The sequence below is a fragment of the Streptomyces aculeolatus genome, assembly GCF_020400605.1.
Classification (GTDB): domain Bacteria; phylum Actinomycetota; class Actinomycetes; order Streptomycetales; family Streptomycetaceae; genus Streptomyces; species Streptomyces aculeolatus.
This window is the reverse complement of record NZ_JAINRD010000021.1, coordinates 143,957-166,730: the sequence shown is the minus strand read 5'-3', so window position 1 is coordinate 166,730 and position 22,774 is coordinate 143,957. Positions and strand designations below refer to the sequence as shown.

The window sequence follows — 22,774 nt, the reverse complement described above, 5'->3', positions numbered from 1 at the left end:
ATTTCGGACTTCCGATGGGGTGGGTGGGCGCGCATGGGGCGACTCGTACCGGCCGTGACGCGCGCTCTCGACATCCTAGAGCTGTTCCTCGACCGGGACACGACGCTCTCCGCCCCCGAGATCACCCGCAAGCTGGGCCTGCCCAGGACCACCGTGCACGAGCTGGTCACCACCCTGGCCGCCCGCTCCTACCTCGGCACCGTCCCCGGCCAGCCGGGGCGCTACCGGCTGGGCGTGCGCACGTACCAGCTCGGCAGCACCTTCGGCGAGCAGCTGGACCTGGCCGCCGAGGGCCGCGAGGTCGCCCGCGAGGTCGCCGAGACCTGCGACGAGACCGTGCACATCGCGATCCTGGAGGACACGGACGTCATCTACATCGCGAAGGTCGACAGCACCCGCGCGGTACGGATGGTCTCCGCCACCGGCCGCCGGCTGCCCGCGCACTGCACCGCCGTCGGCAAGATGCTCCTCGCCTCGCTGCCTGAGCAGGCCCTCGACGCGCGGCTGCCCGAGGGCCGGCCGCTGGTCGCGATGACGGACCGCAGCCACACCTCCGTACGCGAGTTGCGCCGCCACCTCGCCGGGGTGCGTGAGCGCGGCATCGCCGTCGAGGAGCGCGAGTCCAACCCCGACGTGAGCTGCGTGGCGGCGCCGGTGCACGACTCCGCGGGCCGGGTGGTCGCCGCGCTCAGCATCTCGGTGCCGATGATCCGGTGGAGCGGGGAGCGCAGGGACGAGCTGGCGGAGCTGGCCGCGAAGGGCGCGGGCCGGCTGTCCGGGCGCCTCGGCCACCGGGGCGCGGGGAGCGCGTGACCCCGGGGCGCAGGCGGCGCGCAGCGGGCCGGGACGTACCAGGACACGGCAGCCGGGGACGTACCCGGAGACGAGAGCCGGGGCACACCCGGGGAGGAGCCAGGTGACGATGCTGGACGTGGCCGTACGCACGCGCGCCGAGCTGGGTGAGGGGCCCGTGTGGGACCCCGCGGCCGGGCGGCTGGTCTGGGTCGACATCCTGGGCGCCCGCATCCACGCGTACGACCCGGCCACCGGCCGGCGCACCGTGCAGACCACCGAGCAGCACGTCGGATCCGCCAGGCCGCGCGCCGGCGGCGCCGGCTACGTCGTCAACCTGCGCGACGGCGTCGGGCTCTACGACACCGACGGCGCGTTCCGCTGGCTTGTCCACGAGCCCGTCGCCGGCCGCCGCGGCAACGAGGCGGTGGTCGCCCCCGACGGCGCCCTGTGGGCCGGCACCATGCGCTACGACTCCGCCCCCGGCGGCGGCACCCTGGCCCGCGTCACCGGCGACGGCACGCAGCAGGTCGTCCTGGACGACGTCACCGTCAGCAACGGCACCGGCTGGAGCCCGGACGGCCGGCTGATGTACTACGCCGACACCCCCACGGGCCGGATCGACGTCTTCGACACCGACGGCACCGGGGTCACGGGCCGGCGCCTGTTCGCCGCCGTCGAGGACACCCCGGGCTCGCCGGACGGGCTGTGCGTGGACGCCGAGGGGTACGTGTGGGTCGCGCTGTGGGACGGCGCCGCCGTCCGCCGCTACGCCCCGGACGGCACCCTGGACCGCACGGTGGAGGTGCCCGTACGCCGCCCCACGTCCTGCGCGTTCGGCGGGCCGGAGCTGACCGACCTGTACATCACCTCCTCGTCGCTGGCGGACACGCATCCGCTGGCGGGGTCGGTGCTGGTGCTGCCGGCCGCGGGCCGCGGGCTGCCGCAGGCGCCGTTCGCGGGGTGAGGCGCGGATGACGGCGGGGACGGGAGGTTCGGCGGGTATGGCGGGTTCGGCGGGGACGTTCCGGATCGGCGGGGACCTGGAGGTCGGCCGGCTCGGGTTCGGCGCGATGCAGCTGCCGGCCGGGCCGGCGGACGCGCGGGCGGAGTCGGTGGCGGTGGCGCGGCGGGCGGTGGAGCTGGGCGTCACGCTGATCGACACGGCGCACCTGTACGGCGGCGGCGCGAACGAGGAACTGCTCGCCGAGGCGCTGTACCCGTACCCGGAGGGGCTTCTGATCACCACGAAGGTCGGCGTCGCGCGCTCCGCGGAGACGGGGGAGTGGGGGCTCGACGGGCGGCCCGAGGTGCTGCGGGAACAGGTCGACCACGCCCTGCGGCGGCTGCGGGTGGAGCGGATCGAGCTGCTGCAACTGCACCGCATCGACCCGGAGGTGGACCTCGCCGAGCAGTTGGGCACGCTGCGGGAGTTGCAGGAGGCGGGGAAGGTCGCGCGGCTGGGGCTGTCGGAGGTGACCGCCGGGGAGCTGGCGCGGGCGCGGGAACTGGTGGACGTCGCGAGCGTGCAGAACCGGTACAGCGTGGGCGACCGGGAGCACGAGGCGGTGCTCCGGGCGTGTACGGCGGCGGGGATCGCGTTCCTGCCGTGGCGCCCGGTGCTGGGCGCGCTGCCGCCGGCCGGGGACACGGACGGTGACGGCGCCGGAAACGGCGGCGCGGCGGACGCCGGTGCCCCCGAGGCCCCGTACCGGGTGATCGGCGCCGTGGCCCGTGAACTCGGCGCCACACCCGTGCAGGTCGCCCTGGCCTGGCTGCTGGCGCACTCCCCGGTGGTGCTGCCGATCCCGGGCACCGCGAGGCTCGGCCACCTTCAGGAGAACGTCGCCGCCGCGGGCGTACGCCTGGAGCAGGCGCACCTCGACCGGCTGGACCGGCTGTCGCACGGGGCCTGACGCCGGCCGCCCGGCCTGTGAAATCGATTGCTTGCCGCGGGGCTTGACAGTCGTCGCGTACAACTCCTCTTCTTCACGCACCCCTTGACCCGGCCCATGGTCGCCTCTAGCTTCTCGTGAAATCGATTTCGAGAAGCCTGGGAGACACCGTGGACAGACATGGCCGGATACGCGGCGGCGTCGCCGCACTCCTCGCCGTGGTGACGGCGCTGGCGACCGGGGGCCTGGCGGCGGCCGCGCCCGAGGCACCCGAGCCGCGCGGCGGGCCGGACCGGGGGCAGGACCGGGCGTCGGCCAAGGGACCCGTCGGGTGGGACACGTACCGGCAGCTCGACCGGCTCTCCGACCTGCCGGCCGGCGTGCACACCAAGCAGTTCTCCAGCTACGACCGCACCGGCGGCAACGCGCACGACGGCTTCGACGGCAAGTACTCCTGCCTGCGTACGACCGCCGCCGGCTGCGTCATCGCCGAGCAGGCCGGGGCCGGCGAGATCGGCGCCATCTGGTTCACCCGCGACGAGGGCGACGTCACCAGGACGGGCCGCATCACCATCGAACTCGACGGCGAGAAGGTCGTCGACGCGCCGCTCCAGGACCTGGTCGACGGCAAGCTCGGCGCCCCCTTCGTCAGCCCGCTGGTCGCCAACGCCGACCAGACGTCCGGCGGCGTCGTCATCGAGGTGCCGATGCCGTACCGCGAGTCGATGCGGATCACCACCGAGCACAACCCGCTCTTCCACCACGTCTCGTACCGCACCTTCGCCGACGCCGAAGGCGTCAGCACCTTCGACCCGGACGACCCCGCCCGCGACGTCGTCGACATGCTGCGCGCCGCCGGCACCGCCGACCCCAAGCCGGCCCTGCCCGGCGCCCGCACCCGGCGCACCGCGCTCTCCCTCGCACCCGGCGAGTCCCAGACCCTCGCCCGCGCCACCCGCCCCGGACTCCTGTCCGCGCTGCGCCTGAAGCTCCCGCAGGCCCCGTACGTCGAGCCGCGCAGCGAGACCGACGAGGGCCGGGCGTACGGCGAGGGCGGCGGCAGCGAGTTCACCGTCGCCGTCGACCCCGCGAACGAGGGCGTCCGGCTGACCCGCCGCTACGACCCGATCATCGCGGGCCAGGTCGCCACGGTGTACGTCGACGGCCGCGAGGCCGGCACCTGGGGCCCGACACCGCAGGCCGGCGGCGGGCTGTGGGCCGAGGACAGCGTCGAGGTCCCGGCCGAACTGACCGCCGGGAAGTCGGAGATCACCGTACGCAACGCCTTCGTCTCCTCCGACCTCGACGTCAACGAGTTCACCTACTGGGCCGACAGCCGCGTCGGCGGCGAGACGCGCCGCACCGACACGATGGACGTCGGCGACGCGGCGAGCGAGACCGCCCACGGCTACACCATCACGTCGCCGAACTGGGAGGGCGTGCGCACGTACGACTACCCCCTCGACGACGACCAGCGCGCCGAACTCGCCGCGGCCCAGGAGGTCCTGCGGGGCCTGCGGCTGCGCGCGACCTTCGACGGCGAGCGCACGGTGGACGCCCCGCTGGGCGAGTTCTTCGGCTCCGGCCACGCGACCGCGCCCGTACGGGCCCTGATGTACGGCATCGACGCCGAGGCCGCGGGCGGGCCCGAACTCACCTCGTGGTGGCCCATGCCGTTCGCGCGGAACGCGGAGGTCGAGCTCTACAACGGCTCCGGCACGGCGATCACGGCGGGCACCGCCGAGGTCACAACCGCCGCGTCCCGCACCCACGCGCAGGCCGTCGCCTCCGGCGACGCGGGCCGCTTCCGCGCCACCTCCCACGCCGGGCCGACGGAGCCGGGGGAGAGCTGGGACTTCCTGGCCACGGGCGGCACCGGCAAGTTCACCGGCGTCACCCACACCATGACCGGCGAGCTGAACCGCAACTACCTGGAGGGCGACGAGCGCGTGTACGTCGACGGCGCCCGCACCCCGCAGATCCACGGCACCGGCACCGAGGACTTCTACCAGAGCGGCTGGTACTTCAACCGCGGCACCTACACCCAGCCCTTCAACGGCAACCCCACCCACCTCGGCCCGCCCACCGGCTGCGCGGCGGAGCGGGACTGCACGGGCACGTACCGGCTGATGATCCACGACGCGGTGCCGTTCACGCAGTCGATCGACTTCGACATCGAGCACGGCTTCGTCAACGACAAGCAGGCGGACTACTCGACGACCGCGTACTGGTACGGCGAGAAGAAGCCGGCCGGCACGCGGACCGACACCCTCGACGTGGGCGACGCCCGCAGCGAGAAGGCCCACGCCTACACGTCGGACGCCCCCGGCGACGTCACCTCTCTGGACTCCGTCTTCGACGGCGACGCGCAGCACCCGCGGCAGCTCACCGCGGACACCCGCGCCACGACGGCACCGGTCAGCTTCACCCTGCGCGTCGACCGCGGCAACGAGGGCGTGGAACTCCGCCGCACGAGCGACCAGGCGCAGCCGTACCAGCGCGCGGCGGTGACCGTCGACGGAGAGGAACTGCCGGACTGGCTCCAGCCGCTGGGCAACGCGGAACGCCGGTGGCTGGACGACACGTACCAGATCCCGGCGAGTGCGACGGCGGGCAAACGCGAGATCACGGTGACGCTGACCCCGGCGGCGGACGCCCCGCCGTGGTCGGCGGAGTCGTACGAGGCCCACACCCTGGGCGGCTGACCCGGCCCCGCCACGGAACCCCGCCCCGCAGGAACGTCAGGTACCTGCGGGGCGGGGGCTCGGGGGGTCACTCGTACTGGGCGAGGACCGTGCGGGCCGTGGATTCCGCCGCGGCGCGGCGGTCGGCGGCCGGGCCGGGGGCGACGTACCAGACCCTGACCAGGAGGTTGCCCTTGCGGACGTAGAGGTTGTCGTCTTCCGGGTCCGTGTGGACGAGGGCCTCGTCGCCCAGCCCTTCCAGCGGCTCGCTGCCGAACGCGACCTGGTCGAGCGCGTACGCCGCCTCCGTCGTTCCGTCGCGGTCCGCGAGCGTGCCGGGAGCGAACGCCGCGGCCTCCACGAAGAGCCGGCTCTCCGGGCCGCCATCGCCCCCGCGCCAGTGGCACCTGCGGATCTCGTCGCCGGCAGGCGACTCGGCCGACGGTTCCACGCCCGGCATCAGCCGCGCCCCCTGGGCGCGCAGCGCCCCGCACAGCGGCTTCACCTGCCGCACGTCGTCCGCGGCGGGCTCCGGGGGCTTCGGCAGTTCGGCGTCGTCAAGCGGCGCGCCGGCGGCGTCCAGGACCTCCCGGGCCGCCGCCAGGACGGCGGTCTCGGCGGTGGCCGGCGGCACGGCGGCGGCGTCGTCGAACTTGTACCCCGTGCCCGCCTCGACCCACACCACGACGTTGCGCTGCCGCACGACGAGCTTGTGGGTGGTCGGGCCGCCCCGGTAGGTGACCGCGCCGTCGCCGAGTCCGGGCACCTTCCGCAGGCTCCTGGCCGGGGCGCCGCCGAGCCTTCTCACCTCGTCCGGGGGAAACTCCGACGCGGCGGCCTCCGTCGCGGTCACGTCGTTCTCCCGGTCGGGGGTGTATGCCTCCACGCTGACGGTCAGGGTCTGCCCGGTCTCCGACGCCCGGTCCGTCATCCAGTGGCAGACCTTCCCCCTCGACGGTTTGATGCGCAGCAGCGCCAGGGTGTCGGCGGAGACCTCGCGGCACGCCGCGTCGGCGGCATCCGGCCTGACCTCCCCGTCCTCCCACCCGTCCGAGCCGGACGAACACCCCGCCGCGCCGAGCAGCGCCGCGCCCGCGCAGAGTGCGGCGATGCCCTGCCGTAACGCCCGTCGCGCCATGGCCCGTTCCCCCTGTCGTCCGCTGTGAGGTCGGACGGTGAGCGTAGCGGCGGGGCACCGGGGCCGGCGGGGTCGTTACGCGGCTGTCGACCGGTTCGTCGCGGACGCGGAGATTCCGGTTACGAACCCGCCCTCCGCTTGTTCCAGATGTCGAAGCCCACCGCCGCCAGCAGCACCAGCCCTTTGATGACCTGCTGGTAATCCGTGCCCAGGCCCACCAGCGACATGCCGTTGTTCAGCACCCCCAGCACCAGGCCACCGATGACCGCGCCGAACACCGTGCCGATGCCGCCACTCATCGACGCGCCGCCGATGAACGCCGCCGCGATCGCCTCCAGTTCGAACATCTCGCCGGCCTTCGGGACGCCCGCGTTCAGACGGGCCGCGTAGACGCAGCCCGCGAGGGCGGAGAGGACGCCCATGTTGACGAAGACCAGGAACGTGACCCGCTTGTCCTTCACGCCGGACAGCGTGGCCGCCGCCCTGTTGCCGCCCAGGGCGTACACGTGGCGGCCGACGACGACGTTGCGCATCACGTAGCCGAGGGCGACCAGCAGGCCCGCCATGATCAGCAGGACCACCGGGACGCCCCGGTAGCTGGCCAGCATCAGCGTGGCGACGAGCACGGCCCCGACGATGAACGCGCACTTGCCCAGCCACAGGGGGTACGGCAGCACGTCCAGTTCGTACGACAGCTGGCGGCGGCGGTCCCGCCACTCCTGCCACAGCAGGAACAGCCCGACGCCCACGCCCAGCAGCAGCGTCAGGTTGTGGTAGTTCGTGTCCGGGCCGGCCTCGGGGAGGAAGCCCTGGGCGATGTTCTGGAAGCCCTTGGGGAACGGGGACAGCGACTGGCCTTCGAGCACGATCTGCGTGAGGCCGCGGAAGACCAGCATGCCCGCCAGCGTCACGATGAATGAGGGGATGCCGATATACGCGATCCAGTAGCCCTGCCACGCCCCGGCGGCCGCGCCGATGAGCAGCGAGCACGCGAGGGCGAGCGGCCACGGGAAGTCGTGGTTGACCATCATGACGGCGGACATGGCGCTGACGAACGCCACCAGCGAGCCGACGGACAGGTCGATGTGGCCCGCGATGATGACGATCATCATGCCCATGGCCAGGATCAGGATGTAGCTGTTCTGCTGGACGATGTTGGAGACGTTGCGCGGCAGCAGCAGGGTGCCGTCGCTCCATATCTGGAACAGCAGGACGATCAGGCCGAGCGCGACGAGCATGCCGTACTGCCGCATGTTGTTGCGCATGGCGTTCAGCAGCGCGGCGGCGAGTGCCCCGCCGCGTCCGCCGCCCGCCGGCGCGGCCGGCGCCGAATCGGGCTTCTCCGTGGTCACCGGGCTCATCCGTCGTTCCTTACGTGCGTGGTCATGTGGCGCATGAGGACTTCCTGGGTGGCCTCGGCCCGTGGCACCTCGCCGGTCAGCCGGCCCGCGGCCATCGTGTAGATCCGGTCGCACATCCCCAGCAGTTCCGGCAGCTCGGAGGAGATGAAGACCACCGCCTTCCCGCGGGCGGCCAGTTGGTCGATGACCGTGTAGATCTCGTACTTGGCGCCCACGTCGATGCCGCGGGTGGGCTCGTCCAGCAGGAGCACCTCGGGGTCGGCGTGGACCCACTTGCCGAGCACGACCTTCTGCTGGTTGCCGCCGCTGAGGCGGCCCACGGTCTCGAACACCGTCGGGGTCTTGATGTTCATCGACCTGCGGTAGCCCTCGGCCACCCGCCGCTCCTCGTGCTCGTCGACGGCGCCGCGGCGGCGGAGCTTCGGCAGCGACGGGAGGGTGATGTTGCGCATGACGTTGTCGATGAGGTTCAGGCCGTACGTCTTGCGGTCCTCGGTGACGTACGCGATGCCGTGCCGCACCGCGTCCGGCACGGTGTGCACGTCGGCCTCCCGGCCGTCGACGCGGACCACCCCGGCCTCGTACCGGCCGTAGGAGCGGCCGAAGACGCTCATCGCCAGCTCCGTGCGGCCCGCGCCCATCAGGCCCGCGATGCCGACGATCTCGCCGCGCCGCACCTCGATGGAGACGTCGTCGACGACCTTGCGCTCGTGGTCGATGGGGTGGCGTACGGTCCAGCCCTCGACGGCCAGCGCGACGGTGCCGGCGTCGGCGCCGCGGTAGTGCGAGCGTTCGGGAAAGCGGTGGTCGAGGTCGCGGCCCACCATTCCGCGGATGATGCGGTCCTCCGAGAGCCCGCCGCCCTCGCCCCCGCCGCCGTCCCCGTCCTCGGCCCCGCCGCCGTCCCGTACCGCCAGCGTCTCGATCGTCCGGCCGTCGCGCAGGATCGTCACCCGGTCCGCGACCTGCCGGATCTCGTTGAGCTTGTGCGAGATGAGGATGCACGCGATGCCCTGGTCCCGGAACTCCCGGATGAGGTCCAGCAGTTTGCGGCTGTCCTCGTCGTTGAGGGCGGCGGTCGGCTCGTCGAGGATGAGGAGCTTGACCTCCTTCGACAGCGCCTTGGCGATCTCCACCAGCTGCTGCTTGCCCACGCCGATGTCCGCGATCCGCGTCTGCGGCTTCTCCGCGCCCAGCCCGACGCGCCGCAGCAGTTCGGCGGCGGCGCGCAGCGTCTCGTTCCAGGAGACGACCTTCAGCCGCCGGCTCGCCCGCTCGTTGCCGAGGAAGATGTTCTCGGCGATCGACAGGTACGGCACCAGGGCCAGCTCCTGGTGGATGATGACGATGCCGCGCGCCTCGCTGGCCCTGATGTCCCGGAACGCGCACGGCTCGCCCTCGAAGAGGACCTCCCCCTCGTAGCTGCCGTGCGGATGGACTCCGCTGAGGACCTTCATCAGGGTCGACTTGCCGGCGCCGTTCTCACCGCAGACGGCGTGGATCTCGCCGGGCGCGACGGTGAGCCCGACGTCGGCGAGCGCCGTGACGCCGGGGAAGGTCTTGGTGATCGAGCGCATTTCGAGGACCGGAGCGGTCACTTGAGGTCCCCGGCCTGGTAGAAGCCCTCCTCGACCAGCAGGTCGGTGTTGGTCCTGTCGATGCTGACCGGGTCCAGCAGGAACGACGGGACGACCTTGACGCCGTTGTCGTACGTCTCGGTGTCGTTGACCTCGGGCTTGCCGCCGGTGAGCACGGCGTCGGTCATCTGCACGGCCTGCTTGGCGAGCTTGCGCATGTCCTTGTAGACGGTCTGGGTCTGCTCGCCGGCGATGATGGACTTCACCGACGCCAGTTCGGCGTCCTGCCCGGTGACCACCGGCAGTTCCTTGCCGCCGCTGCCGTAGCCCGCGCTCTTCAGCGCGGAGAGCACGCCGATGGAGATGCCGTCGTACGGCGACAGCACTGCGTCCACGTCCTCGCCGCCGTAGTTGCCGCTGAGCAGGTCGTCCATCCGCTTCTGCGCGGCGGCGCCGTCCCACCGCAGGGTGGTGACCTGGTTCAGCTTCGTCTGCCCGGAGCGCACCGTGAGCTGTCCGGAGTCCAGGTAGGGCTGGAGGACGGACATGGCGCCGTTGAAGAAGTACCGGGTGTTGTTGTCGTCCGGGGAGCCGGCGAAGAGCTCGATATCGAACTTCTCGCCCTTGTCCTCCTCCAGCTTCAGGGCGTCCACGATGTACTGGCCCTGCAGCTTGCCCACCCGCTCGTTGTCGAACGAGGCGTAGTAGTCGACGTTCTCCGTCTGGAGGATCAGCCGGTCGTACGCGATGACGGGGATGTCGGCCTCCTTCGCGTCGGCCAGCACCTCCGTCAGCGACGTGTTGTCGATCGCGGCGACGACGAGCGCGTCGACGCCCTTGGTGATCATGTTGTCGATCTGCGCGACCTGGTTCTCGACCTTGTCCTCGCCGAACTGCAGGTCGGTCTCGTAGCCGGCCGCCTCGAACTCCTTGACGATGTTCTCGCCGTCGGCTATCCAGCGCTCCGAGGACTTGGTGGGCATCGCGATGCCGATCGTGCCGCCCTCCGCGGAGTCCTTCTTCTCCTCGCTGCCGCCCTCGCTGTCCTGGCCGCAGGCGGCGAGGGCGAGGGCGAGCGCGGAGACGGCGGCGGCGGTGCGCAGGCGTGCGGCTCGGGAGATGCGTCGCGAGGTGCGGGGGGTGCGCATGGTGGTCAGATCCCTTCGGGTACGGAGGCGGAGTCGGGAGCGGAGTCGGGAGCGGGGTCGGAGGCGGAGTGGGGGGCGGGGAACCGGCGCAGGTCGCCGGGCAGCCGGGACCCGGGCGGCGACATGTCGCCGCCCGCGCCGAGCCGGTCGAGGAGGTCCAGGACCAGCCGCCCGCGGCGCACCCGTTCGCGCGCGGTGGCGATCACCGTCTCGCGCATGTGGGCGCCGTACGGGTAGATCCCGGGGGCCTTGGACAGGCCGAACTTCAGGTACAGCGGCGCCCCGCGCCGGATCAGCTCGGCGGCGTCGTACATCCGCACGAAGCCGCCGAGGTCGTCGGGCGCCTCCACGTACAGGTCCATCGGCGCCGCGCTGGCCCGGCGGATCTCGGTGAGCTGCTGGAGCGACAGGTCCGAGGGGATGTTCAGCGAGTCGGCACCCAGCCGCTCCCACACCGCGTACGCGGCGGGGTTCACCGGGCCGACGAGCGCGGAGACCTTGAACGTGGTGTGCGCCGGCAACTCGCCCAGCTCGCGCAGCCCGTGCAGCAGCCACAGCACGCCCTCGTCCGCGACGAGCAGGCACGTCACCCCAAGACTGACGGCGCGCAGCGCGTCCTCCACGCAGCCGGCGACCTGGTCGTGCCCGCGGGCCCGCAGCCCGGCGCCGCCGGAGGCGCTGCGGGCGGCGGCACCGGTGTCCCAGGTGCCGCGCGGGCCGGTGAACAGCGACAGCTCGATGTCACGTGCCGCGCAGGCAGCGACCATGTCGGTGATCTCGTCGTCCGTGAGCATCCACACCCCGCTGCCCTGGCTGATGCGGTGGACCGGCACCCCGAGGCGCGTGCTCTCCTTCAGAACGGCGGCCAGCGCCTCGGGGCCCTCGACGGACGGGATCTCGGTGCGCCAGCGGCCGCCGTCGGGGAAGGCGTGCGGCGAGGTGTCGACGGGGTCGGGCGGCGGGGCGGCGAAGCCGAGGCGGCCGAGGGCCGGTTCACCGGGGGCGTGAGGCACGGTACTCCTTCGTTCGGAATATCGGACATCGTTCGGTTCCCAATCGACGGGAAGGCGGCAGCGGCAGCCGCTCCCGCACCTACGGCCGCAGCAGCACCTTGCCCACCGCGGGGTCCCCGCCGCCGACCAGGCCGACGGCCTTCTCGTACGCGTCCAGCGGCAGTTCGTGCGTGATCAGCGCCGCCGGGTCCAGCAGCCCGGCGCCGAACGCGCGCACCGCGTACGACCACGCCGCCGACGAGGCGCCGAAGACGCCGGACACGGCGATCTGCCGCATCGCCAGCTCCACCGGGTCGATGCCCGCCGCGCCGGCCGGCGGGATGCCGGCGACGACGGCCCGCCCCCCGCGCCGCAGGAGCGCCACCGCGGCCACCGCCGAGCGCGCCGCACCCGCCGTCTCCACCACCACGTCGTACGCCCCCGCCAGGCCCGCGGCAGCGCCGGGTGCCACCGCCCGTGCGCCGAACCCCCGCGCCACCTCGGCCCGTTCCTCCCGCGGCTCCACCACCAGCAGCTCCGCCGGCTCCGCCCCGGCGAGCAACTGCACCGCCAGCAGCCCCAGCGTCCCGCCCCCGACCACGGCCACCCGCTCGCCCGGCTGCGGCCCCGCGCGCAGCACCGCCGCCGCGGCGACGGCCGCCGGCTCCAGCAGCGCGGCGGCGCGCAGGTCGGCGTCATCGTCCAGGACGTGCAGCAGCCGCGCCGGCACGGTGACGGTCTCGGCGAACGCCCCGGCGCGGGTGAACCCCGTCTCGTCGTAAGGACCGGCGCACAGGTTCGTCTCCCCGGCCCGGCAGCGCGCACACACCCGGCAGCAGCGGAAGCCCTCCGCGACGACCTTCCGCCCGGCCGGCACCCCGCCGGCGCCGGGCCCGGCGGCCTCGACGGTCCCCGACCACTCGTGCCCGGGGGTCAGCGGGTACGCGACGTAGCCGGCGGGCCGGGTGCCGTCGTACACCTCGCGGTCGCTGCCGCACACCCCGGCCGCGTACACCCGCACCCGCACCTCGCCGGGACCGGGCGGCGGCGACGGCACGCGCTCGACCCGCGCGCGCCCCGGCTCCCGCAGCACGACGGCACGGTGGGACTCAGCCATCGGGGTTCCTCTTCTCCCAGCCGTCCGCCCACAGGTCGAAGTGCGCCCGCTGCTGGGGGAACTCCGCCGCCGCGTCGGTGTCCAGCTCCACCCCCAGGCCCGGGGCCTCGGAGCGCGAGAAGAAGCCGTCGACCACCTCGGGCGCGCCCCTGACCACGTTTTTGATCTCCGCGTCGGCGAAGTCGTTGAAGTGCTCCAGGATCTTGAAGTTGGGTGTGCAGAAGCCGACCTGGAGGGAGGCCGCGGTCAGCACCGGGCCGCCGACGTTGTGGGGTGCGACGAGCACGTAGTGGGTCTCGGCGGTGGCGGCGAGCTTGCGGGTCTCCAGGATGCCGCCGACGTGCCCCACGTCCGGCTGCACGATGTCCGCGGCCTGGCTCTCGAACAGCTCGCGGAACTCGATCCGGTCGTGGATCCGCTCCCCGGTCGCCACCGGCAGGTCCACCCGCCCGGCCACCTTCGCCAGCGCCCTGAGGTTCTCCGGCGGCACCGGCTCCTCCAGCCACGCGGGCCGGAACGGCGCCATCTCCCGCGCCAGCCGCACCGCGGTGGCGGGGGAGAAGCGGCCGTGCATCTCCAGCATCAGCTCCGTCCCGTCGCCGACGGCGTCGCGCACGGCCTCGACGAGGGAGACCGCGTAGCGGGACTCGGCGTGGTCCAGCTCGAAGCGGCCCGCGCCGAACGGGTCGATCTTCAGCGCCCGGTAGCCGCGCTCGACCACCCGGCGGGCGGCCTCGTGGTACGCCTCCGGGGTGCGCTCCGTGGTGTACCAGCCGTTGGCGTACGCCTTCACCCGGTCGGTGACCGCGCCGCCGAGCAACTGCCACACGGGCACGCCCAGCGCCTTGCCCTTGATGTCCCAGCAGGCCGTCTCCACGCACGCGATCCCCGACATCACGATCTCGCCGGCGCGGCCGAAGTCGCCGTACTTCATCCGGCGGACCAGGTCCTCGATCGCGAACGGGTCGGAGCCCGCGATGTGGTTCACCTCCGCCTCGCGCAGATAGCCGACCAGGGCGTCGGTGCGGCCCAGCATCCGGGTCTCGCCGACCCCGGTCAGGCCCTCGTCGGTGTGCACCTGGACGTAGGTCAGGTTCCGCCAGGGGGTGCCGACGACATGCGTGCTGATCCTGGTGATGCGCACGACTGGTGGCTCTCCTTCACCGTGTTCGAAATTTCGTCAGGCGTTCGAAATCCAGGCCAGACGGTAAGGAGGCCGGCGGCGGCTGTCAACGGTCAGCGCACGGCGAACTCGTAGACCGTGGCCGAACGGTAATCCTCGCCGGGCCGCAGCACGGTCGAGGGGAAGTGCGGGTGGTGGGGCGAGTCGGCGAAGTGCTGCGTCTCCAGGGCGAGTCCGTCGCCGGGACGGTACGCCCGCCCGGACGGGCCGGTGAACGACGGGAAGACGAAGTTCGCCGTGTAGAGCTGGAGCCCGGGCTCGGTGGTCAGCACCCGCAGCGCCCGCCCCGAGGCCGGCGAGTGCACCTCGGCGACCGGCTCGGGTCCGGCGGTGACGCCCTTGTCGAGCACGAAGTTCTGGTCGTACCCGAGGCCGATCAGCAACTGCGGGTGCCCGGAGCGCAGTTCGGCGCCCACCGGGCGCGTGGTGCGGAAGTCGAACGGCGTGCCCGCCACGTCCGCGATCTCGCCGGTCGGCGCCGAGGTGGGCGCGTTGACGGTGAAGCGGCTCGCGGCGATGCGCAGCCGGTGGTCCTCGATGCTGCCGCTGCCCTCGCCGTCGAGGTTGACGTACGTGTGGTTCGTCAGGCTCACCACGGTCGGCGCGTCGGTCGTCGCCTCGTAGTCGAAGCGCAGCGCGCCCCCGGCGGTCACCGTGTACGTCGCCCGCACCTCGAGCGTGCCGGGGAAGCCCTCCTCGCCGTCCGGGCTCGTCCGCGACAGCAGCAGCGCCGCGGCCCCCGGCGCGGCCGGCGCCTCGGCGGCGGCCCACACCCGCTTGTCGAAGCCGCGGGCGCCGCCGTGCAGGCAGTTGGGGCCGTCGTTGGCGGGCAGCGCGTGGGTGCGGTCGCCGAGGGCGAACGAGGCGCCCGCGATGCGGTTGGCGTACCGCCCGATGAGCGCGCCGAAGTACGGGTCCGGGTGCTCCACGTACTCGTCCAGCGTCGCCAGGCCCAGCGCCACGTTCGCGTACCGGCCGGCCCGGTCCGGCACCTCCACGGACTGCACGATCCCGCCGTACGACAGCACCCGCACCCGGGTGCCGCCCGCGACCAGCGTCCACCGCTCGACGGGCGTGCCGTCGGCGAGCTTCCCGAACGGCTCGGCGGTCACGGACGGCGCCGGCACGGCGTCGGGCGGGGGCAGGGGGGTCTCGGCCATGGCACGACCCTATGCGCCCCGCCGGCCCCGCCCGAGCCCCCGGGCCTAGCCCTCCTCACGGGCCGCGCGGAGCTTGTCGTACGCGATCCGCGCCAGGACGTTCTGGCCGTCCTCGTCCGGGTGGAAGGAGTCCCAGCGGCTCAGGTGGTCGCCGGTGAAGGCGTACTGGAACGCGGCCCCGTCGTCGTACACGCACAACGGGTGCTCCCCGCACTCCTCCTGGAGCACCGCGTTGAACTCCACCACCCGGTCCTGCACCTCCTCGCGCCGCCCGGTCGCCGACGCGCCCAGGTCCGAGGGCTCCGCCAGCATCGACTGGCAGACGCCCAGCGACCATATCTGCCGCGTCAGCACGCTGCCCCGGCCCACCTCCCACAGCCGCATGAGGCTCGGCACGCTGGAGACGTACACCTGCGTCCGCGGCAGGTCGGCCTCCAGCCGGTCCAGCGAGTCCGCCACCGCCGTGCGGAAGTCCGCCACCGGCGTCATGCCGGCCGCGCTGTCCGTGCAGGCGTCGTTGGCGCCGATGAGTATCGTCACGAGACCGGGCTGGCGGGCGATCGCCTCGCCCGTCTGGACGGGCAGGTCCGCCACTTGCGCGCCCGAACGGGCGAAATTCCACGTGTGCCCCGACGGCTTGTCCAGTAAACGCTGCGCGAGGCTGTCCACGTCCTTCGAGTCGCCCGTCGACCAGGACTTCTCCGGGCAGTCGGACAGCGGCTCGCAGGCGTGGAAGCCGCGCGTGATGGAGTCGCCGAGCGCCGCGACGGACGCCGGCGGCCGCGGCGCCGCCCGGGCCCGCTCCGGCCGCGCGCTTCCGTCCCCGGCATCCCCGGCGCCCTCCGCGCCGCCTGACGGCGCGGCAGATCCCCTGTCTTTCCCCTGTGTCGCACCCTCGCCGGTGCAGCCGGCGAGGACAAGTGACAACGCGGCAGCCCCCGTGCAGACGAGTGCCGTGCCTGTGCGCATCCCTGCGCTCCCTCCCGCCCCCGAGGTCCTCCTCCGAACGTAGGTCAGCATGCCCAGGACCGACCGTACGGCACGCGCGGGGTGCGGCGGCACGGTAGCTTGGCTGGTGCTCAACGGGCCGTATCGCGGCGGGACAGCACCCGGTGACGGAGTGTCCTGTTTACCCGGAAAGGCGACCCGTGGTGTTTACTCTAGGCAACTTCGAGCCCGCGGATGGAGGCCCCCGGTGACGACACGTGGAGTTCTGTTCGTCCACTCTGCCCCGCGGGCACTCTGCCCGCACATCGAGTGGGCGGTCGCCGGCGTCCTCGGCGGCCGGATCAGCCTCGACTGGATCCCGCAGCCCGCCTCTCCCGGCACGTGGCGCGCGGAGTTCTCCTGGCAGGGCGAGCCCGACACCGCCTCCCGCCTGGCCTCCGCGCTGCGCGGCTGGCACCTGCTGCGCTTCGAGGTCACCGCCGAGCCGTACGCCACCGCGGAGGGCGAGCGCTACAGCTCCACCCCCGACCTCGGCATCTTCCACGCCGTCACCGGCGTGCACGGCGACATCCTCATCCCCGAGGACCGGCTGCGCGCCGCGCTGACGCGCGCGCAGCGCGGCGAGACGCACCTGGAAGCGGAGATCGCCAAGCTGCTGGGCAAGCCGTGGGACGACGAGCTGGAACCGTTCCGCTACGCCGGCGAGGGCGCCCCGGTCCGCTGGCTGCACCAGGTCGTCTGACCCCGCCGCCCACCCGCCGCACCAAGTGGTCCGCCCCGGCGGGCCGTCGGGCCCGCCGGGGCGGTACGTGCGCTGCGTGCGGTGCCGGACCGCGGCGTCAGACCGAGCGGAACGCCAGCACCACGTTGTGGCCGCCGAAGCCGAACGAGTTGTTCAGCGCCACGATCGGGCCGTCCTTCGGCAGCGGCGTCGCCTCCACGGCGATCAGCTCCGGGTCGATGTCGTCGTCCAGGTCGTCCACGTTGATCGTCGGCGGGGCCACGCGGTGCTTGACGGTCAGCACCGACGCCACCGACTCGATACCGCCGGCGCCGCCCAGCAGATGGCCGGTCATCGACTTCGTACCGGAGACGAGGACGTGCCGCAGGTCGTCGCCGAAGACCTTCTCCATGGCCTTGACCTCCGCCACGTCGCCCTGCGGGGTCGACGTCGCGTGCGCGTTGACGTGGACGACCTCGGCGGGGGTCAGGTCGTTGTGCGCGAACAGGTTCTCCAGCGCCGCCGCGATGCCGCGCCCGCTGGGCTCCGGCTGCGCGATGTGGTGCGCGTCCGCCGACAGGCCCTGGCCCACCGCCTCGCAGTAGACCTTCGCCCCGCGCCGCCGCGCGTGCTCCGCGGACTCCAGCACCAGCACGCCCGCGCCCTCGCCGAGCACGAAGCCGTCGCGGGCCTTGTCGTACGGGCGGGAGGCGCCCTGCGGGTCGTCGTTGTTCTTCGACATCGCCATCATGTTGGCGAACGCCGCGATGGGCAGCGGGTGGATCGCCGCCTCCGTGCCGCCGGCCACGACGACGTCGGCGCGGCCGGTGCGGATCATCTCCACCGCGTACCCGATCGCCTCCCCGCCGGAGGCGCAGGCGCTGACCGGCGTGTGCACGCCGGCCCGCGCGTTGATCTGCAGGCCGACGTTGGCCGCCGGGCTGTTGGGCATGAGCATCGGCACCGTGTGCGGCGACACGCGCCGGGCGCCCTTGTCCCGGAGGTTGTCGTACTGCTCCAGCAGGGTCGTCACGCCGCCGATGCCGGAGGCGACGACCGCGCCGAGGCGGTCGGGGTCGACCGCGGCGTCCTCGCCCGCCTTGGCGGTGAACCCGGCGTCGGCCCACGCCTCCCGGGTGGCGACCAGCGCGAACTGCGCCGCCCTGTCCAGCTTGCGGGCCTGCGGCCGGGGGATGGTCTCGGTGGGCTCCACGGCGACCTCGCCGGCGAAGTGCACGGGCAGGTCCGCGGCCCACTCGTGGTCCAGTTCCGCGATGCCGGAACGGCCGGCCACCAGGCCGTCCCAGGTGGATGCGCTGTCGCCACCCAGCGGTGTGGTGGCGCCGATTCCGGTGACGACCACGGTGCGATCGGTCGCGTTCACGTCGATGCTCACTCCGAAGGTTGAGGTGTTTCCACGGCGCCACCGCGGGCCGCCGCCCGCGCCCGGGGGCGCGGGGGAGCAGGTGGCGACAGCGGGCGAGCCGGTCGGTCAGCCCTGGTGCTTGAGGATGTAGTCGGTGGCGTCACCGACGGTCCTGAGCTGCTTGACGTCGTCGTCCGGGATCTTGACGTCGAAGCGCTCCTCGGCGGCGACGACGACCTCGACCATGGACAGCGAGTCGACGTCCAGGTCGTCGGTGAACGACTTGTCCAGCTGGACGTCCTCGACCGGGATGCCGGCGATCTCGTTCACGATCTCCGCGAGACCGGCGACGATCTCTTCCTGAGTGGCGGCCATCTTGGGGACTCCTTCTTTCCGTTCCTTGAGGGTTCTTCTCGGTGGGAGTGAGCTGCACGGCGGCCGGGCGCGGCCCGGCCGCGGGTCAGGGCAGGGTCACGACCGTGGCGGCGTAGACCAGTCCGGCCCCGAAACCGATGACGAGGGCGGTGTCCCCGCTCTTCGCCTGCCCGGTCGCCAGCATCCGCTCCATGGCCAGCGGGATGGAGGCGGCCGAGGTGTTGCCGGTGGTCTCGATGTCGCGGGCGACCGCGACATGCTCCGGCAGCTTGAGGGTCTTCACCATCGAGTCGATGATCCGCATGTTGGCCTGGTGCGGGATGAAGACGTCCAGCTCGTCCGGCGTGATGCCGGCGGCGTCCAGGGCCTCCTGGGCGACCTTGGCCATCTCGTAGACCGCCCAGCGGAAGACCGTCTGGCCCTCCTGGGTGAGCGCCGGGAACTTGACGTCGCCGTTCTCGTCCAGGGGCAGCTGCGCCAGGTCGCCGATGCGGAAGCGGTCCCACCCCACGGTCTGCTTGATGGTCTGGTGCTTGTCGCCCTCCGAGCCCCACACCGTCGGGCCGATGCCCGGCTCCTCGGCGGGGCCGACGACGACCGCGCCGGCGCCGTCGCCGAAGAGGAAGGCGGTGGTCCGGTCGGACTTGTCGGTGAGGTCCGAGAGCCGCTCGACGCCGACGACGAGCACGTGCTCCGCGCTGCCCTCCACGATCAGGCCCTTGGCCAGCGTCAGCCCGTACCCGAAGCCGGCGCAGGCGGCGGAGATGTCGAACGCGGCCGGCTTGCCGGCGCCCAGCAGGTGCGCGATCTGGGTGGCGACCGACGGGGTCTGCATGAAGTGCGAGACGGTCGAGATGATCACGGCGTCGATCTGCTCCGCCGTCACGCCTGCCGCGGCGAGCGCCTTGCCGGCGGCCTCGACGGACATCTGCGCGACGGTCTCGTCCTCGCCGGCCCAGTGCCGGGTGGCGATGCCGGAGCGGCTGCGGATCCACTCGTCGGAGGAGTCGATGTACTGGAGGATCTCCTCGTTGGACACGACGCGGGTCGGGCGGTAGCCGCCGACGCCCATGATGCGGGCGTACGGAGCACCCTTGGTGGGGCGGATCTTCGCGGTCATGCGCTCTCCTCCGCGGCCGTGGGGGCGGCCGTCTCTGCGGCCGTCTCGGCGACGGCGGCGCGGGCCTTCTCGATGTCCTCGGGGGTCTTCACCGGCACCGCCCGCACGCCCTTCAGCGCGCGCTTGGCGAGCCCGGTGAGCGTGCCGCCCGGGGCGGCCTCCACCACTGCGGTCGCGCCGTGCGCCGCGAAGGTCTCCATGCAGGCGTCCCAGCGCACCGGGCTGGCGACCTGCGCGACCAGGCGCTCGACGATCCCGGTGCCCGTCGTGACGACGCTGCCGTCGCCGTTGGACACGTACGGAATCCGCGGGTCGGCGGGGGTGAGCCGGGCGGTCTCCGCGGCCAGCGCGGCCACCGCGGGCTTCATGTGCTCGGTGTGGAAGGCGCCGGCGACCTTCAGCGGGACGACGCGCCGGGTGCCCTCGGGCTTGTCGGCGGCCAGCTCCGCGAGCTGCGCGGCGGTGCCGGCGGCGACGATCTGGCCGGCGCCGTTGACGTTGGCGGGGGTCAGGCCCAGGCGGTCCAGGTGCGCGAGGACCGTGTCCTGCTCGCCGCCGAGGATCGCGGCCATGCCGGTCTCGGTGACGGCGGCGGCCTTCGCCATGGCCAGGCCCCTGGCCCGGACCAGCGCGATGGCCTCCTCATCGGTGATCACCCCGGCGAGCGCCGCGGCGGTCAGCTCGCCCACGCTGTGGCCCGCGACCATGCCGACGTCGCGGCGCAGCGGCCCGGGGCCTTCGAAGAGCGCGTACGCACTGACGAGGCCGGCGGCGACCAGCAGCGGCTGCGCCACCGCGGTGTCGCGGATCTCGTCCTCGTCCGCCTCGGTGCCGGCGCGGACCAGGTCGAGCCCGGCGACGTCCGACCAGGCCGACAGCCGCTCGGCGACGCCGGGCAGGTCGAGCCAGGGGGTGAGGAAGCCGGGCGACTGGGCGCCCTGGCCGGGAGCTACGAGTACGAGCACCCTTCAACCTTCTCTTGTCGGGGGTGTCCGCCGCCCGTGGGGACGGGGACGAAGAACACCGGAGGGATTTGTTGAGTCCGAACAAATGACTAGGGCTGGGGTTCCGTCTCGGTCAGTCGGCCGAGGATCAGTGCGATACGCAGAGTAAACGCCGAACGGACATCGGACGGGGACCAGCCCGTGACATCGGTCACACGTCGCAGCCGGTAGCGAACGGTGTTGGGGTGAACGAACAACATCCGCGCGGCGCCCTCGAGGCTCGAGGCCTGCTCCAGATACACGCTCAGCGTCTCCAGGAGCGCCGAGCCGGCCTCCGCGAGAGGACTGTAGATCTCCTCCACCAGCTGCTCGCGCGCCGCCGGATCCCCGGCGATCGCGCGCTCCGGCAGCAGGTCGTCCGCCAGCACGGGCCGCGGCGCGTCCTCCCAGGCCGAGCACGCCTTCAGCCCGGCGGCCGCCGCCTGTGCCGAGCGCGTCGCGGCCAGCAGGTCGCCCACCACGGGGCCCGCCACCACCGGCCCCTGCGCGAACGGGCCGATCAGCGCCTTCGCCGCCTTCAGCGGCTCCGCGCTGCCGCCCGCGATGACCACGAGCCGGCTGCCCAGCACCCCGGTCAGCACCTGGAGCTTCGCGTGCCGCGCGGCCCGGCGGATCGCCTCCACGGTCAGCTCGCTGTCGCCGTCCGGCGCGGTGCCCAGCACCACGCACACGTGCTCCGGCGAACTCCAGCCGAGCGCCGCCGCGCGGGACACCGCGCCCTCGTCGGCCTCGCCGGAGAGCACCGCGTTGACCACCAGCGACTCCAGCCGGGCGTCCCAGGCGCCGCGGGCCTCGGCCGCCTGCGCGTAGACCTGGGCGGTGGCGAAGGCGATCTCGCGGGCGTAGACGAGCAGGGCCTCGCGCAGCGCGGACTCGTCGCCGGGCGCGGCGACGTCCTCGATCGCGGACTCCATCACCTCGATCGTCGTACGCACCATCTCCACCGTCTGCCGCAGCGTGATCGCCCGGGTCAGCTCGCGCGGCGCCGTGCCGAACACGTCGGTGGAGATGGCCTGCGGCGTCTCGGGGTGCCGGAACCACTCCGTGAACGCCGCGATGCCCGCCTGCGCCACCAGCCCGATCCACGAGCGGTGCTCCGGGGGCATGGCCCGGTACCAGGGCAGCTGCTCATCCATACGGGCGATGGCGCCGGCGGCGAGTTCCCCGGACGACTTCTCCAGCCGGCGCAGGGTCGCGGCGTGCGGATGCTGCAACCGGGCGGCGTCGCGATCGGGCGGCTCGGGTGTCTCGGTCGGTTCAGGCACGGGTCTAGCCTGCCCTATCCGGGTCGCGTCGGACGAAAGAGGCGTCCGGCGGCCGTCTTCCGGGGCGTACGGTGGCGGGGTGATTCAGCTACGGCGGGCGCGGGGGCGCTACCGCGGCGGGGACGCGCAGGCGGGGATCGAGACGCTGCACGCGTTCTCCTTCGGCGGCTTCTACGACCCGGAGAACGTGCGCTTCGGCCCGCTCGTCGCGTGCAACGAGGAGCGGCTGGCACCGGGCGCGGGCTTCGCCGAACACCCGCACCGCGACATGGAGATCGTCACCTGGGTCCTCGACGGCGAGCTGACCCACGAGGACTCCGCCGGCCGCACCGGGACCGTCCGCCCCGGGGACGTCGCCCTGCTGTCCGCGGGCACGGGCATCCGGCACGTGGAACGCAACGGGGGCCCGGCGCCGCTGGCGTTCCTGCAGATGTGGCTGATGCCCGCGGCCCCGGGCGGGGACCCCTCGTACGAGGTGGTCCGCGGCATCGCCGACGGCACGCCGCTGGCCGTCGAGCGGGCCGCGTCGGTGCTGCACGTGCGCCGGCTGCGCGCGGGCGAGCGCACGGCGCTGCCGGACGCCCCGTGGGTCTACGTCCACGTCGTCCGCGGCGCGGTGCGCGTCGGCGGCGAGTCCCCGGCGGCGGAGCCGGGCGACGCGGTGCGCATCGCGGGCTGCGAGGGGCTCGACCTGACCGCGGAGGGGGCGGCGGAGGTCCTGGTGTGGGAGATGCAGGCGGCGGAGGCCTGAGCGGCGGCGGCCGAATCGTGCCGCCCGCCCGCGTGCGCAGACCGGTTTTCCACTGGACGACATCCGGAATCGGTGCTCCGGGACCGGTCCCCGCGGGCCTCTGACAGCGTGGCGCACCATCGCCGTACCCGACCTCGCGGTGTGCACCCCCGACCGTCCAGCCCCGCCCGGCCGCCC

At 73.3% G+C, this 22,774-nt stretch carries 20 protein-coding genes; 6 read left to right on the top strand and 14 right to left on the bottom strand.

Features of this window, described 5'->3' with window-relative positions:
• The first annotated feature begins 33 nt into the window (after positions 1 to 33).
• The 4 genes from LG396_RS29160 to LG396_RS29145 all read left to right on the top strand — a co-directional run bounded on the left by LG396_RS29160 (position 34) and on the right by LG396_RS29145 (position 5,392).
• Complete coding sequence (locus tag LG396_RS29160) at positions 34 to 813, top strand: IclR family transcriptional regulator (protein ID WP_225797058.1); 780 nt, start codon at positions 34 to 36, stop codon at positions 811 to 813.
• 109 nt (positions 814 to 922) lie between these two features.
• Positions 923 to 1,759 (top strand): SMP-30/gluconolactonase/LRE family protein, encoded by an 837-nt coding sequence (locus tag LG396_RS29155; RefSeq protein WP_145900132.1) that lies wholly within the window; start codon positions 923 to 925, stop codon positions 1,757 to 1,759.
• 37 nt (positions 1,760 to 1,796) lie between these two features.
• Positions 1,797 to 2,708, top strand: coding sequence for an aldo/keto reductase (locus LG396_RS29150; protein WP_225797057.1), 912 nt, complete (start codon positions 1,797 to 1,799; stop codon positions 2,706 to 2,708).
• A gap of 149 nt (positions 2,709 to 2,857) precedes the next feature.
• The gene (locus tag LG396_RS29145; protein ID WP_225797056.1) at positions 2,858 to 5,392 is read left to right on the top strand and encodes a glycoside hydrolase family 172 protein; all 2,535 of its coding nucleotides are present in this window, start codon (positions 2,858 to 2,860) and stop codon (positions 5,390 to 5,392) included.
• A gap of 67 nt (positions 5,393 to 5,459) precedes the next feature.
• Here the strand turns inward: LG396_RS29145 and LG396_RS29140 are convergent, their stop codons facing one another.
• The 9 genes from LG396_RS29140 to LG396_RS29100 form a co-directional block, all read right to left on the bottom strand.
• Complete coding sequence (locus LG396_RS29140) at positions 5,460 to 6,509, bottom strand: hypothetical protein (protein ID WP_225797055.1); 1,050 nt, start codon at positions 6,507 to 6,509, stop codon at positions 5,460 to 5,462.
• Positions 6,510 to 6,628: 119 nt separating this feature from the next.
• A complete protein-coding gene (mmsB, locus tag LG396_RS29135; protein ID WP_308190138.1) occupies positions 6,629 to 7,870 on the bottom strand; it encodes a multiple monosaccharide ABC transporter permease in 1,242 nt (413 codons plus the stop codon).
• Positions 7,867 to 9,468, bottom strand: a complete 1,602-nt coding sequence (mmsA, locus tag LG396_RS29130) for a multiple monosaccharide ABC transporter ATP-binding protein (RefSeq protein ID WP_225797054.1) — start codon at positions 9,466 to 9,468, stop codon at positions 7,867 to 7,869. The genes mmsB and mmsA overlap by 4 nt, the downstream gene beginning before the upstream one ends.
• Positions 9,465 to 10,595 carry a multiple monosaccharide ABC transporter substrate-binding protein gene (gene chvE, locus LG396_RS29125; RefSeq protein ID WP_225797053.1) on the bottom strand — a complete coding sequence of 377 codons (1,131 nt, stop codon included), beginning with the start codon at positions 10,593 to 10,595 and terminating at the stop codon, positions 9,465 to 9,467. Before chvE ends, mmsA begins: the two co-directional genes overlap by 4 nt.
• 5 nt (positions 10,596 to 10,600) lie before the next feature.
• On the bottom strand, positions 10,601 to 11,608 hold the full coding sequence (locus LG396_RS29120; RefSeq protein ID WP_225797052.1) for a U32 family peptidase: 1,008 nt from the start codon (positions 11,606 to 11,608) through the stop codon (positions 10,601 to 10,603).
• A 79-nt stretch (positions 11,609 to 11,687) separates the two neighbouring features.
• Positions 11,688 to 12,704: a zinc-dependent alcohol dehydrogenase gene (locus tag LG396_RS29115; protein ID WP_225797051.1), complete on the bottom strand. Its 1,017-nt coding sequence runs from the start codon at positions 12,702 to 12,704 to the stop codon at positions 11,688 to 11,690.
• Positions 12,697 to 13,848, bottom strand: coding sequence for a mandelate racemase/muconate lactonizing enzyme family protein (locus tag LG396_RS29110; protein ID WP_225797050.1), 1,152 nt, complete (start codon positions 13,846 to 13,848; stop codon positions 12,697 to 12,699). The genes LG396_RS29115 and LG396_RS29110 overlap by 8 nt, the downstream gene beginning before the upstream one ends.
• A 92-nt stretch (positions 13,849 to 13,940) precedes the next feature.
• Positions 13,941 to 15,047 carry an aldose epimerase family protein gene (locus LG396_RS29105; RefSeq protein WP_225797049.1) on the bottom strand — a complete coding sequence of 369 codons (1,107 nt, stop codon included), beginning with the start codon at positions 15,045 to 15,047 and terminating at the stop codon, positions 13,941 to 13,943.
• 45 nt (positions 15,048 to 15,092) lie between these two features.
• Complete coding sequence (locus LG396_RS29100) at positions 15,093 to 16,016, bottom strand: SGNH/GDSL hydrolase family protein (RefSeq protein ID WP_225797048.1); 924 nt, start codon at positions 16,014 to 16,016, stop codon at positions 15,093 to 15,095.
• A 226-nt stretch (positions 16,017 to 16,242) separates the two neighbouring features.
• On the opposite strand from LG396_RS29100, the gene LG396_RS29095 reads away from it, so the two are divergent.
• Entirely contained in the window at positions 16,243 to 16,737 is a 495-nt protein-coding gene (locus LG396_RS29095; protein ID WP_225797047.1) for a DUF3145 domain-containing protein, read from the top strand.
• A 97-nt stretch (positions 16,738 to 16,834) separates the two neighbouring features.
• Here the strand turns inward: LG396_RS29095 and fabF are convergent, their stop codons facing one another.
• The 5 genes from fabF to LG396_RS29070 form a co-directional block, all read right to left on the bottom strand.
• Positions 16,835 to 18,100 (bottom strand): beta-ketoacyl-ACP synthase II, encoded by a 1,266-nt coding sequence (fabF, locus tag LG396_RS29090; protein ID WP_026276534.1) that lies wholly within the window; start codon positions 18,098 to 18,100, stop codon positions 16,835 to 16,837.
• 108 nt (positions 18,101 to 18,208) lie between these two features.
• Positions 18,209 to 18,457: an acyl carrier protein gene (locus LG396_RS29085; protein WP_018838976.1), complete on the bottom strand. Its 249-nt coding sequence runs from the start codon at positions 18,455 to 18,457 to the stop codon at positions 18,209 to 18,211.
• An 85-nt stretch (positions 18,458 to 18,542) separates the two neighbouring features.
• Positions 18,543 to 19,577: a ketoacyl-ACP synthase III gene (locus LG396_RS29080; protein ID WP_225797046.1), complete on the bottom strand. Its 1,035-nt coding sequence runs from the start codon at positions 19,575 to 19,577 to the stop codon at positions 18,543 to 18,545.
• Positions 19,574 to 20,542, bottom strand: a complete 969-nt coding sequence (locus tag LG396_RS29075; RefSeq protein ID WP_225797045.1) for an ACP S-malonyltransferase — start codon at positions 20,540 to 20,542, stop codon at positions 19,574 to 19,576. The genes LG396_RS29080 and LG396_RS29075 overlap by 4 nt, the downstream gene beginning before the upstream one ends.
• An 89-nt stretch (positions 20,543 to 20,631) precedes the next feature.
• Complete coding sequence (locus LG396_RS29070) at positions 20,632 to 21,846, bottom strand: PucR family transcriptional regulator (protein WP_186543324.1); 1,215 nt, start codon at positions 21,844 to 21,846, stop codon at positions 20,632 to 20,634.
• Positions 21,847 to 21,925: 79 nt separating this feature from the next.
• On the opposite strand from LG396_RS29070, the gene LG396_RS29065 reads away from it, so the two are divergent.
• A complete protein-coding gene (locus LG396_RS29065; protein WP_225797044.1) occupies positions 21,926 to 22,597 on the top strand; it encodes a pirin family protein in 672 nt (223 codons plus the stop codon).
• The last annotated feature ends 177 nt before the right edge of the window (positions 22,598 to 22,774 follow it).